Source organism: Pseudomonas sp. UBA5568 (genome assembly GCF_002425525.1).
GTDB classification, from domain to species: domain Bacteria; phylum Pseudomonadota; class Gammaproteobacteria; order Pseudomonadales; family Pseudomonadaceae; genus Aquipseudomonas; species Aquipseudomonas fulva.
In genome coordinates, this window is record NZ_DIMK01000002.1 from 44,400 (window position 1) to 69,513 (window position 25,114).

10 protein-coding genes are annotated in these 25,114 nt (G+C 59.7%); 6 read left to right on the forward strand and 4 right to left on the reverse strand.

The window, feature by feature from the left end:
• Nucleotides 1-195: 195 nt before the first annotated feature.
• The 4 genes from B2S33_RS01540 to B2S33_RS01555 all read right to left on the reverse strand — a co-directional run bounded on the left by B2S33_RS01540 (nt 196) and on the right by B2S33_RS01555 (nt 11,038).
• Nucleotides 196-1,677, reverse strand: coding sequence for a hypothetical protein (locus B2S33_RS01540; RefSeq protein WP_050438007.1), 1,482 nt, complete (start codon nt 1,675-1,677; stop codon nt 196-198).
• A gap of 74 nt (nt 1,678-1,751) precedes the next feature.
• Entirely contained in the window at nt 1,752-3,800 is a 2,049-nt protein-coding gene (locus B2S33_RS01545) for an autotransporter outer membrane beta-barrel domain-containing protein (RefSeq protein ID WP_280076930.1), read from the reverse strand.
• 338 nt (nt 3,801-4,138) lie between these two features.
• Nucleotides 4,139-6,142, reverse strand: a complete 2,004-nt coding sequence (locus B2S33_RS01550; protein ID WP_288649570.1) for a hypothetical protein — start codon at nt 6,140-6,142, stop codon at nt 4,139-4,141.
• A gap of 3 nt (nt 6,143-6,145) precedes the next feature.
• A complete protein-coding gene (locus B2S33_RS01555; RefSeq protein WP_288649572.1) occupies nt 6,146-11,038 on the reverse strand; it encodes an RHS repeat-associated core domain-containing protein in 4,893 nt (1,630 codons plus the stop codon).
• A gap of 194 nt (nt 11,039-11,232) precedes the next feature.
• Here B2S33_RS01555 and B2S33_RS01560 point away from each other — a divergent pair, with 194 nt between their 5' ends.
• The 6 genes from B2S33_RS01560 to B2S33_RS01585 are packed head-to-tail and all read left to right on the forward strand — an operon-like array spanning nt 11,233 to nt 25,109.
• Nucleotides 11,233-13,014: a hypothetical protein gene (locus B2S33_RS01560; protein ID WP_145281155.1), complete on the forward strand. Its 1,782-nt coding sequence runs from the start codon at nt 11,233-11,235 to the stop codon at nt 13,012-13,014.
• Nucleotides 13,015-13,042: 28 nt separating this feature from the next.
• Nucleotides 13,043-15,445 carry a hypothetical protein gene (locus B2S33_RS01565; RefSeq protein ID WP_128610720.1) on the forward strand — a complete coding sequence of 801 codons (2,403 nt, stop codon included), beginning with the start codon at nt 13,043-13,045 and terminating at the stop codon, nt 15,443-15,445.
• Nucleotides 15,446-15,497: 52 nt separating this feature from the next.
• Nucleotides 15,498-17,783, forward strand: coding sequence for a hypothetical protein (locus B2S33_RS01570; protein WP_059183208.1), 2,286 nt, complete (start codon nt 15,498-15,500; stop codon nt 17,781-17,783).
• Between the two features lie 3 nt (nt 17,784-17,786).
• Entirely contained in the window at nt 17,787-20,675 is a 2,889-nt protein-coding gene (locus tag B2S33_RS01575; protein ID WP_145281159.1) for a hypothetical protein, read from the forward strand.
• A gap of 16 nt (nt 20,676-20,691) precedes the next feature.
• Nucleotides 20,692-21,210 carry a hypothetical protein gene (locus B2S33_RS01580; RefSeq protein ID WP_288649575.1) on the forward strand — a complete coding sequence of 173 codons (519 nt, stop codon included), beginning with the start codon at nt 20,692-20,694 and terminating at the stop codon, nt 21,208-21,210.
• A gap of 38 nt (nt 21,211-21,248) precedes the next feature.
• Complete coding sequence (locus tag B2S33_RS01585) at nt 21,249-25,109, forward strand: RHS repeat domain-containing protein (protein ID WP_288649577.1); 3,861 nt, start codon at nt 21,249-21,251, stop codon at nt 25,107-25,109.
• The last annotated feature ends 5 nt before the right edge of the window (nt 25,110-25,114 follow it).

A 25,114-nucleotide genomic window follows, 5' to 3' on the forward strand; every position in this document is an offset into this window, starting at 1 on the left:
CGTTTCCCGCTCCAAATATCGGTCTACAGCATCCTTCGGGCTTCCGTAGATCATCAAAAAAAGACGCTTAGGCGTCTTTTTTCGTTTGTGGCCCACGGCAATCGAGCGAGATAGATCCCGCGGTACGCTCACCTCACCCTGAAGGCGATTGATCGCTTCTGGATAACAATACCAGCGCTCGCGCCACCCGCCAGCTCAGGGTTGATCGATCAACGTCGGCGTGATCATCGGAAACTCAACCCACGTGCGTTTATCGTCAAAGCTGACCTTGACCCGTACGTAGAACTGATAGTCCACTTCCAACGCCTGCAGCGCGCTCTTGGTAACCGACCCCACCGCGAGTTCCGTTACTGCACCAGGCACTGCCATGTCGGTAACCACCGGCAGCGTGATTTTCTGGTCGATCGCTCCGCGCTTGACCCCTTCGATGTATACCGTGATGAGTTGCCCCGCGTCCATGAACTGCCACCCAGGTAGCGAAAACGCCGCTTGGGCACCCAGTTTCGCCAGGTTCAGTTGGTTGTCCCGAATCGCGTCGCTGTGTATCAGGGGTAGCCCGTGCAGGCGGCCAATGCTGACCTGGTGCGGCGCTGAGTCGTGAAGCTGGCCGTCGTACGCCTTGACCTGATAGTGCAGGGGAATGCGGCTGTTCAGGTTCATGGCAATGTACTTGGCAGGTACGGTGTACTCCCTTGAGCCTGGGCTTATCGGTGTGTCGGTCTGATAAGCACCCGGGGCGCCTGGCTCGCCCCAGAATACGGTCACTTGATCATCCGGTTCGAGTGAGGCGCTGGCCGGTATCGTCAACGTCGCTCCTGCCACGGCATCAGCTGGCAGCAAATCGCTGAAATAATCGGAGCCACTGGCCTGGCGCACGAACGGTGGGGGTAGCTGCCGGGGCGGTGGCGTGACCGCCGCGTGCAACGCCACGGCCAACGAGCGTTGAAGGGCGGTGCCTGCGCGGTCCTGGACCTCATAACGGGCAAAACGCAGGCCGTCGCTGAGCTGTAAGATGAAGTCGGCCGGTATCTTGACGTGCAAGGGCATGCCCACTTCGGCCTTGGTCAGGGTGAGGCGGTCGACCAGTTGCTTGCCGACGGGGCTGTCACTCCAGTACCAGCTCACGGTATCGCCCACATCGGCGCCTAAATAGGGCGGTACTTGCGCCGTCAGTTCGCCGTGTTCTTTGAGGTAGCGGTCGGTGACGCCATTGCTTATCACGTCTGGCGGAAAAATCAGCTCATCGTCATCGGCGAGCAACGGGGGCGTCTTGTCGATGTTGATCTCAAGGGCTTCTGAGTCGCTGCGCATGCCGTTGAACAGCTTGACCTGGTAGTGCAGCCGGTGCTGGCCTTCGCTCAGAAACCCCACCGGCACCTCGATGAACAGTTCATCGGGCTGTACCGGTGCCGTCCAGATCAGGGTGCGGACTTCACGGCCGTTCCAGTACAGGGTTAGTGTTTCCGGGTCTTCTTCGGTAGGGTCCGAATTGCCCCACTGGGCGAACTCGACCCGCAATGGCAAGAACACGGCTTTGAACGGCAACAGATTGAGCAGGGAATCTGGCTCATTGGGCAGCAGGTCGGGGACGACAGGCGGTACATAGAACGCTACCTGCTCGAAGCGGTTTGCAAGCGCGGCCGAGGTGTTTTGGGTCGAATGCTTTGAGGTTGGCATAGCCTGTTCTCCATGATCGCGTGATGCGCCAAAGCAAAAAAAAGGAGAACCTCAACGGCTCTCCCTTCGTAAACTCACCAGTTGTAGCGTACTCCCAGGTTCACGCCCCAGGGCTGTTCAAGCTTGCTGCCATGGGCGTATTCGAAGTCGGCATGAGCACGCCATTTATCGGCCCAGGCTACCGCGATGCCGGTGCCCACTTCCCCGCGAGAGCCAGAGAGGTCGTTGTTGAAGCCGTTACCATTGACCTTGACGTGGTTGTCATTGGCGAATTCATGCACGGCGGCAACCCTTACATAGGGCTGGATCATTCGCCCGTCCCCCACTTCCAGTTTGCGCCCGACGGTGGCACCGAGCTTGGTTTGCAGGGAATGCGTGCGCCCACCTTCGGCGCGCATGCCATTGTCCAGGGCGTAGTCCTTGCCCTGCACGATCAAGCCGGCCAATTGGGCATGGGGCTCAACGAACCAGCCTTCATCGAGGCTGATGTGGCGGCCTATCTCCAACGCTGCGCCGACACCGAGGTTGTCGTAGCTGCCCTTGGTCTTGGTGCCATCGCTCAAGCGCACATCGGACTGGTTCTTGAATTGATTGAGTCGCGCTACGGCATCGATGTAGTACCCGCTCTCAGGTTCCAGCCAAGTGCTGTAGACACCGAGATGGTAGCTGTCGACCTTGGCTTGGGTACCGCGCGCCAGGCTCAGGTCCGATTGGCTGTAACCGGCCGTGATCCCGGCCAGCCAGTTACCGTCGCCGATCGGCAAAGGAGCGTCCGCACCGAAGGACAGACCTTGCTGGGTTTGCTGGTAAGCCAGGCCTTCGGCACCGGCGACGTTGTACTTGTTGCCGAAGGTGCGCACCCAGCCCCCAGCCTGCCCGGCATCGCGGCGCACTTCGCCCATGCGGCCACGCAAGGTACTCATTTCGCCATACCAGATGGTCGGTGCTGTGTTGAACAAGGCCAGCACTGACTGGGTGCCGGGGCTGATGGTGCGGGTGCTCTTGTCCAGGTACCAGTCGTTGCCGCTGCCTTTAGGGACCAAATCATAGGAATAAGTACCGACATCGACCGGGCCGCCTTCCAGTGAGAAGCGCGCATCGCCGCTGTCTGCATGCACCATGTGCAGGCTGGCATCGGCTTGCAGATCGGTCCCGCTGCTGCGAACCAGCAGCGAATGATCGCCCGTGGCATTGCCAGTGATGTCGAGGAAATCATGCTGGCCGCTGGCGAAGTCGGCGTCCATCACGAATGTGCCGTTGCCCGACAGTGAGCCTAGGGTCAGCGTGTGGAATTCACCGATGTTGCCGAAGCTTACGCGGCCGCCGTTCATGGTCAGCTGCTCGACGGCGGCATTGCCGACCATGGCCCACTCGGCGCCGCTGTCGATGGCCACCTGCGCTACGTTTTCCAGGCGGCCGGTCAGGGTTGCGGCGTTCTCCAGCATCACGTTGGCAGTGCCGCCTTCGGCAACCACGATATCGCCAAGCAGCTGGCTGTCACTCACGCGCAGGCTCGCCGTTGCAGCATCGGCCACATTCACCAACACGCCGTTGCTGGCGCTGAGGGTGCTGCCGTTGAGCACATCGATTTGCGCAGAAGCAGCGCGACCGGCGCCACGGCCGACCGCGATGGCCGACCCATCAAGGCCCTCGACACGGCTGTTGTCCAGCACGATGGTGGCCTTGGCGTCGGTCTGGCCTGAGCCATCACGCACCAGGATACCATCGCGACCGCCACTGATCAGGCTGCTGTCACTGGCCGACACGCTGCCGTCGAACAGCTCCACGGCAACGCCATTGTTGTCGCTGGCATGCACTTCGCTGCGCCTTAGCTCAAGGTGGCTCTGGTTGAGGCTGGCGCCACGTGACCCACCGCGAATAACGCTGTCGTTGGCACTGATGCTTGCACCTTGGCTGCCAGTGAGCGCACGGCTGCTGGCGGTAACGGTCGAGCGCTCGAGCGTTGCGTTCGCACCAGTCAAGGCCAGCGCGACGGCGGACGACCCTGGGGTGACGTCCGAATCGTTGAGCAACACGTGCGCGCCTGCCTCGGCATCGACATACAACAGATTCGCGCCCGTGGCGTTCAGGGTGGCACCACTGAATACACGGTAATTATCCAAGGGCGTACCAAACTGGATATCAGTACGACCTTCTACATTAGTCTGGGCCACCGCCGAGTTACCGATAATCACTAATGGAAGTGCGGTGGTGGCTCGGATCATTACAGTAAAAAGTGTGGGTTTGAAAGCATGGAAACTGGACATTGGATCACCCTGTGAAGAGGCTGTTTGCAGATGGCTGCTACGACTTCCTGTACTGAGCTCGCATCGTTAGGGTGAATTGTAAAAGTGATGTTTCTCTATCTAATGTAGGAATTTTCCTTTCTGTTCTGACCAAAATCCTACAGTGCTCCCTTCGCGGCAGCACCGTGCCGCGCTACCGCGTAGGGAGCTCAAGGTTACGGCATTGCGCAAGAGTCGCTGCCTTCGGCCAGGCTTAACTTATGCACTGCCCATTCCGAGGCTAAATCAGGGTCATCGGCTTTGACGTAGCGCACCCGTGCCCGCGTACGGCCCCCGTTAAGGTTGGCGTCATAGGTTGGCAGAAGGTGGTCGGCATAAGGCTTGATTTCCCAGATGAAGCCTTTGACTGACGTCTCGTCCAGCACCACGAGTTCGGTTTTCTCCGCATTGGGTACCGGGTCGTCGCCATCTTCATCTTTGGAGCCGATCAACGGTGCCCACTCCAGTTCGATTATGTCGCCTGCCTTCAGGTAGGCCGACATGTCCGGGATCTCCACCTTCAGGACCATGTTGTTGGTCGGTACCCCCGCGACATCGCGCAATGAATCACAGTTCAGCCAACCGGCCCTAACCCCCAGGAACTGCGGAAGCGGCAGGATCACGGTAACTGCATCCACGTCCACCCACTGTGTCTGCGACATTTGCTCGTTGAGGGCGTCTTGCGATTCGCGCAGGGTATAGTGCACCGGCAACGCGGGGTCGTTACCCTCCGCGAAGATGATGCCCCAATCGATAGGAACGGTGATGCCGCGTGCATCACGGGCCGTGTCCACGGTGTGAGTCCCTGCAAACCTGCCATGCCAGTAGACAACGAGCACGTGCCCGTCCTCGGCATTGTCGTAAAAGGGAATGGTCAGTGTGGCGTCTTCATTGGCGTCACTGCGATCGATCACGTTATCCGTTGCCGAACGTGCGCCTCGCACCGTGGGTGCCAACAGGTTAGGGTTGATCGGGTTGGGCCAAGTGGGGTCGGGGTCGGGGCGCTCGGGGCCTACCACGCTGAAGTCGACTTTCACACTGATGGCCTTGGGGCCAAACGGTACGGCACCGCGCATGATCTGGTAGCTGACGTTGGTGGCCAGTTCACCTGAGGCTGTGCCGTATTCAGTGCGCAAGGTTGGGTTGGGCACGTGAACAGGGATTGGAAAGGCTTTGGCACCGACGGTTTCCGGTGGTAATGGCGTGCTACCCCAGGTCACTGCGATAGCATCGTGGGCTTTGGCTCCGTCGTAATACGGAATATCGACCGATACCCCGTCAATGGCGTCCTTGAGGTCGACCACGCCGTCGTCGGCGGCGTGCACCAAAGGGTCTTGCAGGTTGGCCGGCAATGGGCCAAGGGCGACGTCGATGCTGGTGATCAGCGAGCCTCGGCTCTTGTTTCCCGCTTTGTCGTACAGGTAATAGGCAAGGTAATACTTGCCATCGCCGGCACGTTCTACCACGTCCTTCGGAATAACCACTTGCATTGACGCATCGAGAGGCCCCTCATCGACCTGATTTTCGTAATCCTCATGCTCTTCAGGTGGGCTCTCGAAGTAATACACCTTGTAAGTGTCTCCAAGCACGTAGGTCTCATACTCTGGCACTTGGGCAACGATGCCGGACGGATTGTTTCTAAGGTACTCGTCGTCAATAAACGCTGGCCCGACGGTCAAGCCGTCGAGTTTCTCGTCGGGATCGACCCTGTTGCGGGGTGCGGTGCGGTCACAGATCAGCGGTACCACTGCCGAAACTGCATGACCGCCGTTGAAGGTCACGATACGGTACCGCAGCCATAGCCTGCCTTCGACGAGTCTGGCCAAGGGCACATGCATTACCAGCGGAAAATCGGCTGAGGTGACGGGGCCAACCACTTCCAGGGGCTGGCCTACGTCTCCAAAGTCAGAGGCAGCATCGCCTGTGGTCGATAATTGCAGATACACGGTTTCAGTGTCGCCATCTTCAGGCAAGTTCACCCACGCGGGGATGCGCACTTCAAGATCGTTGTCCACGGCACTCTTGAGCAGGGTGCCGTCGCTGGGATCGGCGATACCCAGCACGGACGGCGCCAATTCTGCCAGCAGCGATGCGCTGCGCCGGCGCCGGGCTTCGCGCTGGGCCTGGCGGGTTTGTTCGGCAAGTGCGCGTTTGGAGGTGGGGGGTGTTTGTTCGTTCATGTTTTATTCTCCTAGTCCAGCTCGAATTTCGTATTTTCCCCTGCGTGCCTTAACCCAACCGAAGGTGCGCGTTAGTTTTGCAAACATCCCGGGTTCACCCGCCTTTATCTTCTGAGCAAATTCGACAGATCTTGGAGGCACTGGAGGAGGATTGGGTTTAGGCGGTAATTGGCCTTGCTCGTTACGTGAGGAGAGCAGCCAGTTACTCCTCCAGTCATTAACCGAAGCGGCATCGTCGGCAAAGATCGACGCCCTCGATCCCGTTGTCACACTGCCGGTAGCGCTTCTCATCATCCTGCCCGCAGCATAAAAGGCCCCTGCACTGGCGAGCCCGACACCGACGCTCGCGATACCGAGCCACTGAGCCACATCAAAGCTTGTCTGGTTATTCGTGATCGTGCCGTGGACCTGGGCTGCCGTGCCGGCCACAGCCAGTGCGGCTGATACACCCGCAGCCACTGCCTTACCGATGGCCAACGCCGCCGCCGTTTTGGCGGCCGTTACTGCCGTGGCCGTTAAAGCGGTCGCAGCTCCTTTCCAAGCGGCCACCGCCGCCAACGTTGCTTTACCGAACGTCACAATCGCTACAGCGGTCATGACAACGGCAATGCCTACCCACAACCATTTCAGCCAGCCCCCGTCTCCCTGCTTGATCTCTTCTGGCTGGCTTTGCGGCGTGATGTCTTCATCGGGACGCCGCAGGCGACCACTGAAGCCAATCGCTTCATGCCCGGTCGGGTCACGGAACGCGATGGGATTGCCACGGGCGTAGGCGTAGCAGTTGAGGCCGCCAACCCCGAATGGGCTGAGCGAATCGGGGCTGAGGAAGCAGCGCAACTCAGGGTCGTAGGCGCGGTAGCCGCTGCCCAGCAGGTAACGGCCACTCAGTGGGTCGAGGGCTTCGCCGTTAAAGCCCATGGCGCTGCTCACCGGTGTGTCGCTGTAGCGTTCGCCATAGGCGCTGTAGCGCATGCTGCGTAGCGAACCGTGCTGGCCTTCAGCAACCACACTGGCGTTATCCGCCGCGTGAAGCAGCAGCGTCTGGCTAGCGTCATCGAGGGTTTGTTGGCCGACGGGTTGATCATCCAGATCCAGGTATTGAGTGCGCAAGGCTCCGCGGACCGCCAGCGTCAAACGGTGGTTCTGGTACACCAGCACGCTGTCGGCCCCACTGCCGTCGGTGCTGCCAAGCAGGCGGTTATGGGCGTCGTACCGGTATTGGCCAGTGCCGGTGGCCCGCACAAGCGACTGCAGACGGTTCTGGCTGTCATAGCGCAATGTACAACCGTACTGGTCAAGCACCATGTTGCCGTTGCGGTCGTACTTGAAGGTCGGATGGGGGCTGCTGCGTGCAGGGGTGTAAACAATGCTGCGCAACTGGCAAGGGTCATCGTCGGCATAAACGTACTGCGCACGCTCACGGGCAGATCCATCGGCGAACTGGCTGGTGACCATGCTGAGGCTTTCGTAGTTGTTGTAGCTGAAGGTTTGCTGCGTGATCGCCCGGCCCTGGCTATCGCGGGGCAGTTCGATACCTGCACAGTGGTGGTTGAGTAATTGGCCAAGGGCGGTGTAGGTGAATGTTTCCTTCAGCAGGGTAATGGCCCCCTGGTAGAGGTGACGTTCCTTGAGCAGGCCATCGAGATCCCACAGTTGTGTCTGGATGCGCTCAGGGTGGCCGCTCTGTTGCCAGGATCGTTTGATCTCGCGGTCCTGGTCGTCAAATTCGACGACCGTGACCACCGTGGTCCCGTTGTCCGAGTCGTTGCTGGTGATCTTTTCAAGCCGCGCCAGTGAGTCATACTGCAGGTTCACGTCGAGCTTGTGCTGCTGCATTCCCCGAGGCAGGCCGTTGTCGTGAAAGTGATAGAGCGTTTCCAGGCCGCTGGCTTCGACGGTGCGTTGCGGGCGACCCTGCAACGAGGGATGGTGCTCAGTTTTCAAAGGCGCATGGCCACTGACTTGCAAGTGTTCTTCGAGCAAGTGGCCATGGGCGTTGTATTGGTAGTCGCAACAGCCGTGGGCACCGCTGGCGCGTGTCAGTCGTGCCCCGATGGGGTCATAGTCGAAGACTGCGTTTTCCTCCGCGCTGCTGCTTGTGATTGGGTATGTGGTCAAGCTCAGGTCATAGGCGTAGTCGATGCTCTGCCCGGCAGCGTTGCGTTTGCGCCGCGCACGCGATTCACTGCCCTCATAGTGGTAGCGCTCGCTGCGCCAGCCGGTGGTACTGCCCTGCAGTCGGTCAAGGCCGTCGAAGGACTGTGCGCCAACTTGGACGGCCGGCAGTCTGATGTTGCCAGGCTTGACGGTGAGGCCGATGGGCAACTGCGCAGTGGAGTGCTGCGCATAGCGGGTTTCCACGCAGGTGCTGTCGGGCAAAATGCGCTGCAGGGGCCGGTTGAAAATGTCGTAGGTAAACCTGGTGGTGTGCCTACGCTCATCGGTTTCGCTCACCAGGCGTCCTAGCCCGTCGTACGTGAAACTGCGTGTGGCCAAGGTCAAGCCTTCGGCATCCTGGCGCAGGATCACATCCGGTTTTTCGAAGCGGTTCATCCAGGTCTCGCTGCGGCTGCTGATCATTGCCGTGGGCCCACTGCCGGCCTGGCGCCAGCGATGAACGATCAGACCGCGGTGCTGGGCGTTGCCCAGCGGGTCCTGGTGTTCATGCTGCTGCACGCCATCTGGCCCGGTTGTACAGCAACGTTGACCCCAGTCGTCGTAGGCGTAGTGCTGGGGCAGGTTCAGGCTGCGCAGGCCCTCCAACCAGTCGATGTGGGTTTCGGTCACTGGCCGGCCTTGGTTGTCGTAGGTTACTGCGAGCGTCGGGTATAGCCGTGGCGCCATGGCCTCATCCACATGGTCACGTTCCTCGCCGCGCACCCTGCCCAGGCCATCGAGCAGGGTCTTGGTGCACACGCCGTGCTCGTCGGTGAACGTCTGGCTGGCCGATTCGCCACTGATCGGCGTCAGTGTGTAGTGGTAATGGCGTGAGGCCTCTGTCGGCAGCCCGGCAGCCACGGTCTCCTTCACCACTCTTTGCAGGCGATCGTAGACGTAGCGGGTTTCGAGACCATCGCTGTCACGCTGCTGCATCACCTGCCCATGGCGCAAGCCATATTGCACGGTGGTGATGGCCTGCGTGCCGTCGTAACCGATACGCAGCTGCTGAACGTTCAGCACAGGCTCGTCGGTGCCTGCACTGCGCTCGAGGCTATAGTGGTACTCGGTAACCGTTTCCAGCCCTTGCAGGTTCTCGATCTTCAGGTATTGGCGACCGTGCAGTGCCCGATCACGCGGGGCATTGACCCACTGGTTACGCAGGTGCGCAAGAGGCGTCTGAGCGCTGGCCTGATCGATCAGGGTTTCACTGCTCACGACATGGTGTGGGTGCTGCAATACTGCCGAGGTGTCAGACGCAGCCAACACGGGCAGCGTCGTGTAACGATAGGTTCGGGTAAGGGTGGCTGCTCCCGGTTGACCCTTGGGTGAAGGGCGCAGGGTTTGTACCTTGAGGTGACGCACGAACCCTTCAGGATCAGCCGGGTGGCCGTCCTGCTCTGCCGCTGAGTACCATTCATTGCTCTGCTCCGTGCCATCGGCATAGGTATGGATGAGCACATTGCCGTGATTGTCGTACTGGGTGGCGGTCTGTTCGCTACGCCATGGGCGCTCGCCGCTGGTCATCTGCCAGAATCGCTCTTCACTGACGGGCAACTGGCACGTCGGTGGCTGGCTCTTGAATGACGTACCTTCGACCATCCCGTAGGCAGTGACCAGCCGTTGCAGACAGTCGCCCTGAAGCGTCGTTTCATGGGTGAGCAAGTGAAAGCGGTTATAGGTGCGCTCGATACGGCGAACTTCTCTCTCGCCTTCCATGAGTATTTCAACCGAGCTGTAGTCGTAGTCGTCCAGGCGTTGATAAAGGTTGTCACGGCCATCGTCGCTCCAGCTCATATCGCTACCGCCGCCGAGGAAGTTGCGCGGGGTCGGATAGCGGTAGTGAATGTCTGCAGCGGGCTGGTCGAAGTGCGGCTCGATAACGTGACGGGTAACGCGGGGCAACGGCTGGCGACCGCTACCGGTAGGGAATTGATGCCCTCCATCGAGGTAGGACAGGCGTTCAGTAGCCCCGGTAGGCTGAGTCACGCTGGTCATGCACAGGTGGGCAAGCACCTCTTGATAGCCGAACGTCCACCGGGCCTGATCGTCACTGGGGATGACAATCTCCTTTACCCGGCGGTCGTCGGCTTCCAGGTTCATCACGTAACTGGCAAGCGCCTTGCCGTCGCTGCCGGACAGTGGCTGCAATTGCAGTTCGACCTGGTAACCCGTCGGATCACGCAGCACGCGCAGCAGCATGCGGCCATCGCCATCCTGAATGCTTTCCAACAAAGGGTGTTGCCCGGAAAAACGCTGATAGTTGAACGTCAGACGGTGGCCGAGCGGCGAATACTGTGCCACCGGCAAGTAGATGGAGGCCTGCTGGGTGCCTTGTTCGGTGAGGATCTCCACCAGGCCGGAGCGGTGCACCACCCGCAACCCATCGTCCCCCTCGGGGTAGACATGAAAGTTGTCGATCCGCTGCTCTTCGAGCCGCATTGGGCGGGCGGTGCGGTCGGTGATCTTCAGGCTTTCTCCGGTGCTTAGCGAAAGCACCTGGTTGTGCGGGGTGTACTGCGACAGCTCCAGCGTCCAGCCCATGCCCAGCCCGGAGTCGGTCACGTTGAGCGGCGAATATTGCAAGGTTGGCCTGAATTCTGGGCCAAGCAGGTTGTTGCCGCCCAGCTCGGGCAGCTCGATCTTCAGGCTGTACTGCCCCGTACGTGGGTCAACCCCCCCTTGGATGAAGCTCATGAAATTCAGGGCATTAGAGTGAACGGATGATGTAACGCTCATGACGATTTTCGCTCCCTGTTGCCCCTGGCAGGACGGCTGATCGGGCGTTCAGACACTCGCTTGGACAGAGCCTAGGCGCCGGGGGGGAGGGGCGTCACCTGTCATTTCTACCAGTTTCGCCCAGCGCAATGCCGGACGTATAAAACAGCCAGAACATGACCAATTCAGCGCTTCGGGCGCTAGTGGGGGAATGCATGACGCTACGACCTGACCGGCCCAGCGTGCCGTTACTGGGCACCGGCGACAACCTGGAGCTGAGTAGCTTGGGCGGCGAGCTGCTGGAAACCTTCCTGACCGATCCGGCGCTCAAAGTCGGTGACTGGGTCACCCCTCACTGGCGCGGATGCGCGGCGGACGGCGAAGTGTTGGACATGATCCAGACGTTCCGGATCGTGTCCATCGAGCCGCAAGGGGTACGATTCTCCATCGATAACGATCGTCTCCAGCGGCTCTCGGGTGGGTATGTGTTTTATTCCTACCATCCTGGGGTTGACGCCCGTCCCGATAATGAATCATTGCGGGTGTTCTTCAGCATCGACCGTCCGGCGGTTGAAGAGCAAACCCTGGCAGTGGCGCAACTGCGTGAAGCCCATGACTTGGTCATCGACCTGGAACTGATCAGCCAGGACCTGACCGTGGCCGTGCCGCCCTACCAAGCGATGACGGTGGGCGATACGCTGATCTTTGAATGGGTGCCGTATTTCGCTGGCGTCCCCCAACCCCCCTACAGCCAGTCTCACTCGGTGACCGAACGGGATATCGGCACGGTCGTAGGCATGACCTTGCCGCGCCAAGAGGTCATGCACTTATTCGACGGCGACCATGCCGAGCTGTCCTACCGCATTCGATACGCCTCGGGGGGTGACAGTGAGTCGCCGGTGCAGCGAGTCGACATCGTAGAGTCGGGGCCGCCGCTCAGCCCGCTGTTGCCCAAGCCGCTGATCGAAGGTCATGACGGCAGCAGCGACCTGGACCCGAGGGCATTGATTGGCGGCTTCACCCTGCTTATCGACGACTATGCCGACCTGCAGCTGGGTGACCAGCTGGTGGTGTACCTGGAGGGGCCAGACTTGAGCTTGAGGGGCTTTCGGGCCGACGTCAGTACGGTTGTCAGCCGGCAGCTTCAAGTGCGGATTGAGGCCAGTTGGTACAGTGACGAGCTGATCGGAAAGCCGCTTCGCCTGAGCTATCAGGTGGCCCGCTTGGGTGCAGCCTGGCACTCGAAGGTGCTTGAGGTCACGGTGCGCAGGCCGCTCTACCTGCCTTGGCCATTGATCGACACTGTCATACCGGAGAGCGGAGATGAAGCTAACCAGGGGACGGTGACGCCAGAGCAGGTTCGCTGGGGCGCCAGGGTCAGGGTCCCACTGGCTGCCGAAACCAATGACGGTGATATCTGGATGCACTGGGACGGGCACGCCAGCACCGGCAAGGTCATCGTCAAGCAAGCCGACCCTGCGGATCCACGGCTGTTTCATATACCGGCAGCGGCGATTCCCGCCAACCTGGGCAAACGCCTGAACGTGTATTACAGCCTGCACTTGCCGGATCAGGCACCTTATGAATCGTCAGCGTTCGACCTGAAAGTGGCCGACTACGCCACTAGGCGTTTTCCTGTGATCCAGGGTCACCGCGATGAACTGATCGACGGCAAGTTGTCCCTATCGGCGCTCCAGGGCGACGACGCCCACTTCAGCCTTGATGCGTGGCCGTTCATGGCGCCAGGGCAGCGCTTGACCATCAGAGCCACTGGCGTGGCCAAGGTCGGGGGGGGCGAGCTGGATCATGTGATGCGTAACGCGCAGCCAGTCAGCGACGAGGAATATTACCAAGGCCATGTGACAGCCGAACTGCCCAACGTCTTTTTGCAGCGCCTTGAGCTGAACAGGGTACTGCGCGTCAGCGTGCAGGTCAGCTTCGATGACGGCGAAAGTTACAAGTCTTTTCCTCACTTGGAACCCCAACTGATCGCTTGACCCAGTGTAATTAGCGGAGGCGTCAACCATGAGCAACTCGAAGGCCGCCATTATCCAATGGATGCGCGTCAAGCACCGGCTGTCAGGCTGGGGCAGCATCGCCGTCATGGATCGCGCCAAGCTCAACCAGCTGCTGAGCCAGGAATACATCTCCCGCTTCGGTGGCAACGGCATGCTGCCGCCCATCAACGGCGATGCCTCATTGGTTGGCAACTACAAGGTGTATTTACAGAACTTCATCCTCGACCGACCCAGGCTGTCATTCGAAAACGCCGATTTGAACAGTTCCAAGGCACGCTTGCGCATGACGGTGATCGGTGGCAACCAGGTCAATCTGGAGCGGCGGGGCGACTGGTACATCTACCGCATCGACTGGGTCGATCCTTTGGTGGGGCCGCAACTTAGTCTTGAGTTGGACTTGAACGACGTGCCTGGCAATGTCGCCGAGGATGGCGCAGTGTTCCTGGATTTGCAGCGCAGCGATGACTTCCAGTTGTCGTTTCCTGATCACAATCAGATCCAGCAATTGAGTGCGGATTTCTTCAAGCGAAAGTTTCAAGCCCTTGAACCGGCTCAACGTGTTTGGCAATTAGGGCAAATTATACCAGGGTCGGAGCCGCTGCTTGAACCCGCGTCTTTTCGCCTGCGCACTCAGTCTGCGCCCACCGCCGAGGTTGGCGAACAGGGCGACGGTGCAGTACTGGCATTCGTTCGTATGCACGGCTCCCACGAAGGCAACCTGCCGGGTAATGAGTCCGACTTCAAGTACCTGATCCCGAGTGAGGGGAATTACTCGGCAACGGTGTTGTTCGACAAGCAGCGCTTGATGGTGGCGACCTTGCTGCAGGCGCTGCGGCCTCTGTTGAGTGACGATTCGGTCTTTGCCGTGACATACGATGAGCAGGGTCAAATGGAGTCGGTCAGGGCCATTTCGGGGCACATATCGTTCGAGCGGAAGGAGTTTAGCCGATACGGGGCCTCGTTTTTTGCGATTGAGGGTCAGCGTATCAACTACGAGGTGCACTGGGGCCTGACCATCGACCCAATCGTGCTAAAGGACAACTTCAGTATTTCCTTCATCGGTGAGCGTATGGAGTTTAAGTTTGTCTTGAACCCGGTCGGCTTCACCGAAGTGTTGAGTTTACGAGATGACCTGGGTTTTCTTGACGAAGATGACTTCCGCCAGTTCGATGATATGCCGGTAACTTACCCCTCCGAATTAGCGGCCGTTTATCAGATGAATGAAAGCGGTGTGATGGAATTACTGGACTTCAGCCTAACGAGACCCGCCGAGCCGCAGCCGCCGGAAGAGGGGACGGAAATCCCGGCCTCGCTCGCCACTTCAGCGATAAATCGGGACCTGGTGCTGAAACTGATCTTTCTTGAAATGTTAATTGTGACATACCTAGCCGTTCGAGATCCCCTGACTAGCCTGGTCCAGTTAGTCATACGCCCAATCCAGCGCAATTTACAAGCTGATATGCTGGTCGAGCAGACGGCCCGCGAGACGCTACGCACGAAATTCGGCGGTGCGATCATAGCGGACGATGTCGTAATGCCTAAAGACATAGCCTGCTTCGGCAGCATCGCACCCCGGCTAACTACCTTCGAGCTCTCGCCCCTGGAGCCGATCATTTCCGCTAGGGCTACCCAACCACTGACCGTTACGCCATTGACCCCGGGGCTCAATTGGTGCGCAGAACTTGTCTGGGGACAGTCTTCAAGCCCAGGTACGGTGATCGACGGCCTCTTCCAAGCTCCCCCAGTCAGCGCAATCGACGGCGATTTCATCCGCGTGAAAGTGACGGCTACCGATCCGCAGACAGGGTTTGCCGCCTCTGCCTTGATAACGGTGGTGACCAATGTGCTGAGCGTCAGCCCATTGGTTGAGTTGTGTGACGCCGAGGACCGAGTGCCGTTGAGCGCAGCGGGCGCCAGCGGCGCTGACCTGGAGTGGCGGATCCTGGGCGACACGCCTGAAGGCCGCTTGGCCAGCACCACCGCTAGCCACAACACCTACTTCGCCAGGCCCGACAGCTCTACATCCGAGCACCTGATTGAACGTATCGAGGTGTGCGACAAAGAGACCGGTCAGACGCGTCAGATATGCATCGTGACGCGCAGTAGAAGTGGCGCTTCGGTGGTGTTGCAAGCCATGGATCTGGCGAAGGGTACGGCCCAGTTGCAGTTGCAGCTCAACGCCAGCGACCTCGAGGCGGATTGGACGGTGTTGGCCGGCCCAGGTCGCATGGAGCAGAACCTCTACCACGCCGACCCGGCGAGCGCCGAGCGTTTCGCGATCGTCGAGGGGCGCTTCGAGTTTCCACCCTTTGGGGTCTTCACCAACGTCATCGTCCTTGCCTTGCCCTTGTTCGATCACGATCAAGCCTATCGAACGCTGTGCGCCGAGGTGACGGGCGTGGCGGGTTGACAGGTCGCTTGGGCGAACGCTTGCACTTAACGTACCGAATCAGGAGACGCTCATGTCTGGTAATTCATTAGGCGCATTGCTGGCCTGGATGCGTGATAACCCGAACCTCTCTGGGTGGGACTTCATCACTGCGTTTTCGGCCGGCCAACTGAATAGTCTGCTGCAGGCCCACCATGTGCAGCGGTGGTTGACTCACACGGCCATTGATGACCTGACTGGGACTCTGCAGATCGCCAATACCAAACTGACCTACCATTTGTTCGGGTACCGGCTGGGCCCTGCAAGCCTGGTGCCTGGCCAGGCGTCCTGGCAGACGCCGCGCCTGACCCAGGCAGTCGCCATGGAAGGGGGGTTGCTGGTAGCTACGGAGCGTGGCGAAGTGACTGCGCTCAGTGCCCACGATGCCTTGGATGCCTTGGCCCTGCAGTATCGCTTGCCTGTTGCCAGCGACGGCCCACGCCTGAGTGTGGACTTGGCTCAGATCGAGCAGGTGCACTTCGCATTGAGCGATCAGGTGGCAGGCAGTGAGGAGAGCACAGCGTTCATCCGCGCATTGTTCAATGCCCTGCCCGAGAGCAAGCGTGTCAGTACGCTGTTCGACTTCCCCAGTGTGCCTGGCAACCGCTTCCTGGGTGTGCGCCAGCTTGCTCTGCGTACCCATGACAGCAAGGCCGATGGCCAGCTGGCAGTGGTGCTGTTCGCATCGCTTGAACAAGGGCCGACCGGCAGCTTACCTAGCGACCGGTCGAATTTTCCGTTCCTGCTGCCCGACGACCTGCCCGGCGATGTGCCAGCCAATGCCTGCGTGTTGCTGTCCAGGCGCGTCCTGCACCGGGCGGCCTACGCCAATGGCTTGACTGGGATGTTCGATGCTGCCGCGTTCAGCTATACCCACGCGGGCCAGGTATTGACTGAGATGCGGGCGACCTCCGGTGTGCTGCGCGGGGCTCGTAGGCAGGTGCGCACACGTGATTTCATGTTCAACTGCGAAGCATTCGAAGTGCCGGCGGCGGGCGGAATCGAGCCCTTGGGCGCGTTGTTCGACGACGACGGGGTGCAGATGACATGGCGTTCGCAGTTCGCGCTGAAGTGCTCCTATACCCGGCATGACTCGCAGTATCCGCAACTGCTGGCAGTAACCTTTGCGTTCACCATGTCGCACCGCTTCGACCTGTGCCTGGCGACCCCGGCCGAGGACGCCGGTGGGCTATTGCTGGGCTATTTCCACTGGCCCTTGGGTGTCATCGGCGAAGTCACCCCAGTATCGGGCATGCCCACCTTGCCGGCAGCTGAGGTGGCGCAAATCGAACACGCCGCTGGGTTGGTCCTCAAGCAGGCCATACTCGAAGGGCTTTCACGCAACCTCACGGCCTATGTTCCAGAGCAGTTGTTGGCCACCGCCTTGCTGCCCGGGGGCACGTCGTTGTTCGTGGAGCACGCCGAGTACCCCCATGGACTGGCGGCCTTCGTCAAGGCACAAGGCGCCGACGCTTTTCGCTTGATCGACGAGAATGTCCACTTGGCGGCAGGTGCATCCCATGTGTTTCGCGTCTATCCCCCACAGGTCGGTGTGCGTTGGAGCGTTGCAATCTTGCCGGGCGAGCGGGGCGAGCCCGGCAGAATCGACCCGACCACCGGTGTCTACACGGCGCCGCCACGGCATGCGATTGACGAGAATGGGGTGAAGATAAGGATAACCGTCACTCAACCCTCCACCGCAATACAGCAGGTTGGCTTGATCACCGTGTTGCCTCACGCACTGACCGTCAATCCGTTGATCCAGGTGTGTTGGTCGGAAGATCAGGTGGAGTTGTCGGCCGGGACCACCGGCGAGCAGCTTGAGTGGCAAATCATCAACCCGCGTCCAGGCAGCGGTACCTTGGACGTCGTGGAAGGGGCGCCGTTCAAGCGCACCTACATCGCCGGTGCCCAGGTCGCGGACCTGCACTATGTGCTGGACGAGGTACAAGTGCGCGACGTGACCAGCGGGCAGGAGCGCTCACTGCATGTGCTGGTCCGGCAAAAACCATCGAGCCTCACCCTGACGTGTACGCCACTGGCTGCCGGGCGTCGGCAGTTCACTGCGATGTTCAATGGGCAGCCCATGGCCGACGTGAATTGGCGCGTGGCTCTCGGACCGGGCCATTTCGTGCAGCGTGGCCGTTATGAGCCAGGCTCGAACGATGGTGAGCGTTTCCTGCTGGTGTTCGCCGACCTGGACTCCCCCTTCGGTCTTTTGGAAGGGCACCTGATCGTGGTGCTCGATGAGCGTTGGCCGGACGCGGTATGGGTCGGGTCCGAAACCACAACGCACTCAGACATAGATCCACGAGGATAGATCATGGCCTATTCAAAAAGACAAATGCTTGAGCGGCTGGGTAAAGGTTCCGCGACCTTGGGCTGGGGTGCAGTGGCGGCCTATAGCCGGTCCAGGCTTAACCGCTTGCTGATGCAACAGTATCAGCAGCGCTTGGATACACTGAGCTTTCTGCCGCCCTTCAACGATGAGTTGGCGTTCACCGGCGCGCGTGCGGCGGTCATCGAGCTGGAGGGACTGGAGTTCGGTGCACCGCGACTGTCGTTCATCAACGCTTCTTTGAGCAATTCGCGGGCGCGTTTGATCATGAACCTGATCGCAGGGCGCTGCACCACCGTGCAGCTGAGCGATGGCGCCTTGATCAACACGTTCAACGTGACCGAGGCCATGGGCTATACCCTGGAGATTGACCTGGACCTGATGCTGGTCACAGGCGAGGTCGATCGCCATGGCCGGGTTAGCCTGGACCTCGCCCATGGCAGCAGCCTGCGCTGCAGCTTGCTGCAAGATCAGCCCTTGCTCAACCAGCAACTGGTGACAGCGCTTGAAACCTGGTTTCATGGCCTGCCTGCACGCATGACCCAGTTCGATCTGGGGATTGTTGATCTTCAAGGCTATCACCCACTGAGCCCACGGCGTTTCATCATCCGCACCCAGGCAGCGCCGGGCGCCAAGTTGAGTCAGGCTGTCAATCAGGGCGATGGCGCGGTACTGGTGTTCATTCGTGTGAGTGCCAACAGTGCCGACGGCTACTACCCCGACAGCAGTTACCCTTACCTGATCCCCGATGGTAACTACTCAGCCAGTTTGCTGTTGGACCGTTCGTTGACCAGGTATGCAGACGGTCAACAACTGGAAATACTCAATAGCCTGTTGTTTCCTGGCACCTATGCCTTCGTGGAGGCCGAGCGCCATGAGCCCTTCGACATGCTGGTGCTGGGCAATATCGACCCGCTGGTTACCACCTATTCGGTGGAGCCCGCCGAAGCGGTTATCAAGGCGGGCGAGGCGCTGAGTTTTACCTTGCATGACGGCCAGGGCAGGGCCGTAAGCGCTAGCCGTTGGCATGCAGTAAGCCTGCACAGCCACTTGCCGCAAGGGCATGGGCAGATCGACTCAAAGGGGCGCTACAGTGCGCCCAGCCCCCAGGACATTGGCCACCAGAGCCTGACCGTGGTGGTGACCGCCGAGCTCGATGGCACAAAGCCGGGCGAGGTCTTCGTCGCCTCCGCTCGCCTGCAAGTGAGTTTCGAGTCGCTAGCGACGTTTCCCAACGCTGCGAGTTACTGGCCAGACCAACAGGAGGTGATTCCTTTGGCTGGCTGGCAGAAGGATGCACAAGGGGTGCAGTGGTCGTTGCTCGAACCGTTTCACGGTGAGTTGTCCGACCAGGACCAGCACCGTGCGCTGTTCGTACCCGACCGCGGGCCTGGCGTACGGCCACTGGTCGTACAACAGGTGCAGGCGCACGCCGGACAAGCTCGCGATGCGGCATTGGTGATGGTCAATAGCCAGCCGCTTTTGAGCCTGTACCCAGCCCATGTGGCGAATGTACAACATGGGCAAACTGCGCAACTGAGTGAGCCCGTGCAGTTCATGCCAGGCGCCGACCGCCGCTGGCGTGTGTTATCAGGGGAGGGCGAAGTTGACCAGACTGGCGCCTTCTCCAGCCGTGGCCAGCACAGTGGCACCAGCGTGGTGACGTGTGAGGTGGTGAGTAATGGCGTGGTGTTCGCCAGCGGCCATAGCGTTGTGCAGCATAGCGACCTGGAAATGGAAGGCAGTTGGAAAGAGCTGAATCAGTTCACGGTCAGGGTCATGAGCGGCCAGGATGGCAACCGCCAGGGCCGCCAATTCAACAATGGCTTCCAGCAGCTGGAACTGGAAGTCTATGTCGAGACAGCTCAGGTCAATGGTAAGGACTATCCCTTGAGCGTGACCGAATTGGCAACGCTGGGGCTTTACCACGAACGCACGCCTGAGCGCGTGAGCACGCTTGCCCTGGAACGCGAAGGCATCGAACTGGGCGATCCTGAACTCTGGGCGGTCAGTACCCGACCCAATCGCTTTCACCTGGCGAACGGGCGCGCGGCGGCTGCCGCGCCCCGGCGTGCAGTCACTAACCGCGAAAGCATTGTTTACCTGTACTTGCACTGCCGAGCGGGCGCTGGGCAGACCCGGCAATTCTATGCGGGTTTCCAGGCCGATTCCAAACAGATGCATTATTCCACCGACACCACCGTGCATAACGCGAGGATCGAAGTGTCGGCGGCGCAGTTGCAGGTGCTCGAGAACGACTACAGTTTCACGCGCCAACGGGTCGATGGCGGGGGCGGCGATAATGAGCAAGATGATTTCGATTTCTTCCTGACGACCATTGATTACTGGACGTTCCGCTACACGCACGCCAAATTCGTATCCTGTGAAGTGCTGGGTATGGAAGGAAATCGGGTGTCACCGCTTACAACACCGAACATTTCGATGATCACGTGGGAAGGGCCCAGCCAGCATGACCGGATGTTCAGCTACACAGGGCTGATTTTCCATGACTCTCTTGAACCTTACCCTGAGACTGTAGAGTTTGATACTGTCATGGAATCCATTCGCAAAGATCTTGAGTTGGACGCGCTGCCAGTTGATCGACGGTGGTATGCCTCTGGGTCATTGGTGCTGGTGAACTTGCGCCGGGAAGATGTTTACAGGCTCACTCTCCTGGATTGGGTAAAGCGGTGGTTGACACCATCGCTGGTCGTGTTGCTGCGTGACGAAAATGGCAACAGCCACTACCGTCGCTTCAGTTACTTGTCAACCAGTAAGCCTGAGCACCGTAATTACTTTGATCACGTCAGCGTTTCGCCGCACGTTCTGAACGCGCCCCAGCGCGCCGTATTGACCTTGCATAATAACGCTTGAATGAAAGGGGTCGACGATGAAAATCCAGTACTTGATGGTGCCAGTGCTATCGCTGCTCCAGGCGTGTAGTCATGGGACCGATGCGGTAGCTGCACAAGACTACGGCAGGTTGCTGATTGCTGAGCGTTATGAAAACCAGGCACCTGTCAATTCCTGTTCCATCCCGATACCGGCGCCAAGTTATTCGATGCACACCTATACATTAGAAGATCAAGGTTGTAAGAGGAACTCGGATTATTTTTCCATGAGCAACGTCGCCTCGGCGGTGGAGATACGGTTCTATGATCAAGTTGATTGTAAAGAGGTGCCTGTGAAGCCTGTGTTTCCGCCCTTTGAAAACCATTGGACTGCCCACGTCGAAACGATAAAACATCCGACGACCACCCGGTGGGTAAAAATGACTGAAGTGCGAGACACGCCGGTCCGCGGTATTGTGGTAGCGGGTGTCCAATTACTTAATATAGAAGTGATTTCTTCCTTCGTTCCTCCATGGGAGCATCAACTCAGCTGCGTAAAGATTCGTAATCTCCCATAGCATCCAACCCACTGTTACCGCCAAGGCCGGGGGGCACCATGTCCGTCAAGCACTCACTCCATTCCAACGCCTTCAACTTCATGAGCTTCATCCAGGGTGGTGTCGATCCGCGCACCGGGCAATACACGATGAAGATCGAACTGCCCGACCTCGGTGCCAATACGTTGCTGGGCCCGGAATTCACACCGACGTTGTCATTCTCGCCCCTCAATATCATCGACTCCGGCTACGGCGCTGGCTGGACGCTCCAGTTATCCCAGTACACACCGGATAACCAGGTGCTGGCCTTGGGCACAGGCGAAACGTACCGCATCACCGACCGGAATGCGCAGCCGATGGTGCTGGCAGAGCAGAAACTGGTCAATTTCAAGGTCTATCGTGACAGTGATGATGCCTTCAGGATTGAGCACCGCTCGGGCTTGGTAGAGATACTGACTCGCCAAGGCAGTAACCAGGCTCCGGTATTCTTGCCGGCTCGGCTGTTCTCGGCCCAGGGCCAGAGCCTGGCTTTCACGTATCGGCTGTTCAACAGCCAGCATCCGGTACTCGACTCCATCAGTGACGACACTCAGCAGAACGATGGCAAGCGCCGTATCCTGTTCCAGACCGCTCGCACGGCCAATGCCGTCGTGTTGAAGCTGCACCCGTTCGTCGGTGCAGACGGAGCGCCCCTGGTCACCTACGACATGCAGCTCAAGGAGGATGATCAACGGGTCGAGCGCATCAGTGTATTGGGCGAAGCGCAGGGCAAGCAGGTCGAACAGGCGCGGTGGGATATGATGTACGTACGTACACACGGGCACCTCTGTCTGAGCCGTGTGACTACGCCAACGGGAGCAGTGGAAATGCTCTCATACGCTGATGCCGGTCACCAATTCCCTGCTGGCAGCGGCCGGCCTTCGCCGCTTCCTCGGGTCACCCGGCATCAAATCGAACCCGGGGCAGGGCAGCCTTTGGTGGATGTGGACTACCGCTACCCTGGCGCGCACAACTTCATAGGTGGCGGCACATCGCTGCCATGGCGCGACGATGGCTTGGATAACCTCTACAAACTCGCCGACAGCGATACCTACGAGTATCAGAGCGTGGAGGTCTGGAAACAGGAAGGCCAGGAGATTCGTAGCATCACCCGCACCTTCAACCGTTACCATCTGCTGACTGAAGTAAAGACCCTGCAAGGCAATTGCCAACAAACCTCTGCCACGGGATACACCATCAACGCAGGTGGCTTCCACCGCCAGCCGCCCACGTTCCAGTTGCCCACCGAGGAAACGCGCCGGTGGGTGGTGGTCGGCAGCGAAGTACCCGCGCGTTCGGAATCGGTTATCAGTACCTACGATAACCATGGCAACGTCTTGACCCGCAAGGAAGCCAACGGCATCGAGGTGCGCAACGAATGGTTCCAGGCGGCGGAGCAAGAAGGGCATCCGCACGACCCCAGTGGCTTTGTGCGGCACCTCAAAAGCACGACCACCTATCCGGCCAGCGACGGGCAGGGCTTGGCACCGGTGCTCAGCCAACGTTTCAGCTATGTGGCCTATGCGCCGCTTGACGACGCCGAGCAGCCCGGTCCAAGGTTGACGGTGCCGTGGTTCGAAGTCGAAAGCGAAACGCTGGTCGATGTGGACGATGGCGAGCGCTGGCTGGAGTGCACGCGTTATGAGTACGAACATCAGGCAGCCAGCTGTATGGGGCGGGTGAGGGAAAAAACCGTGCAGTACCCCGCAGGACCGGAGGATCCACCCGAAGCGACCCTCGATACCGTCACCCATTATGACTACTCTACGCCACTGAGCACCTACACCCGGCAGAGCGTCTTGCACACGCTTGAGACGCTGACCGGGTACGACGGTGAGGTCAAGCAGACCACCCTGGAGCATTCGCTGCACACCGGCCAGCCGCTGCTCAACCGCGATGACAATGACGTCGAAATCCGTTACGAGTACGACCCGTTGCAACGGGTGACCCAAGAGACGGTAGCGCCGGGCAAACCCCACGAAGCCACTCGACGCTATACGTATTTCTTGCGAGATTCCGCTAACGGTGTGCCCGAACAGTGGCAGTTTGACGTCAAGGGCGTAAAGACCATCACCTATCTGGACGGCCTGAACCGGGTGGTCGAGGAACAGCGCATGGACGTCGATCACCCTCTGCTCGGCGAAACGCTGCGCCAGACCTACCGCGCCGGGTACGACGCACTGGGTCAGATGCAGACGCAAACCGAAATCGACTGGCTCGGCGATCAGCAGCTGGAACTGACCAGCACGTTCGAGTACGACGACTGGGGCGAGCAGGACTGCGTGGTTGGGCCAGACGGCGTGCGCGAGTACACGCGCACTGACCCCGTCGGTACCCCTGCTTCCAAAGGCCCTGTTATCACCCAATGGCGTGAGGTACTCGACGAGCAGGGGAACCTCGTCTCCAGCGGTATCACCGTTACGTGGCTCAACCTGTTCGATAAACCCACGCGTATAGAACGCTTTGCGCCTGGCAAGCTGGAGCCAGCTGACGCCATCAGCCTGCAACGCAATCAGTACGACGGGCTCGGGCGCCTGTTCGAGGAGAGCGTAGGCATGGCGGGCAAACCTCAGCGTGTCAATCGATACACCTATGACGCCTTCGAGCGCTTGGTGATCCACACCCTGCCCGATGCTGCCCAAGTGCGGCGAAGCTTTGCCGCCCATAGCCGCGAAGACCTGCCCACGCGTATCAGCGTATCGAGCAGCCGCGGCGGCGATCAACTACTGGGTGAACAAGGCTTCGACGGCCTGAACCGGCGTATCAGCGCCACGACCGGGGGGCGCCTGCAGCGCTTCGAGTACGGACCCGGCCAGCGCAAGCCGTGCTGGGTAACCATGCCCAGCGGCGAGCGTGTCCATTACGAGTACCAGCCCAGCCTCAGCGAGCAGCCTACGGTGCGTACGGTCGGCGGCGTCACCACCCGCTTCACCCACGATCCACAAAATGCGCGCTTGATCGACTGTGAAATCCCTGACCTGCGCTTGACTCGGGATCATTTCAGTAATGGGGACGTGAAAGTGGAAAGGCGCTGGGTTGAGGGCGAGGCTGCGCCTTTCGAGATGCGTTACGACTACAGCTATCGCAGCCGTCTGCTGGAGTACCAGGATGTGCTCGGCCAGGTTCAAAGCAACGACTACGATGCCCTGGGGCAGCTGAAACGCACCACCTTGTACGCCGCACTAACCGACCAGCCGTTGCTTCAGGCCCACTTCAGCTACGACCTATTTGGTCGCCTGCACACCACGACCACCCAGGACATGGCCAGTGATCAGGCGCTGCGTACGCAACTGCGGTATGACCCACATGATCGCGAAGACCTACGCACCTTCGAGTTCGGCCGCTTTGCGCTGGACGAGGATACGGGCGAGTGGGTCTTCGTGGCCGAGCATACTCAGACCCTCAGCCAAGCTTATGATGACGTCGACAAGCTCGTCCTGCGGGTACTGTCCGATGAAACCGGTGTGCTACGCGAAGAATCCTACAAATACGATTTGCGCGGACGCCTGACCGACTACAACTGCGCGGGCGAGCAATGTCCGATTGACCCCTATGGCCAGCAAATCAAGACTCAACTGTTCCGCTTGGATGCGATCGACAACATCGACCTGTTGACGACCACTGCGGCCGACAATAGCCGTTCGCGGGTCGTCTACAAATTCGAAAATGCCGCGGACCCAGCGCAGTTGACCTCCATCGAGCATTCATCTCTGCCGGCGGTGCAGCTGCGCTATGATGCCAATGGCAACCTGATCCAGGACGAAGCCGGCCGTACCCTGACGTACGATGCGTTGAACCGCCTGCAGAGTGTCGATGGACCCACCGGTGCTGCTCGCTACCATTACGATCCCGAAGATGTACTCAGCGGTATGAGCCAGTAGAAGGT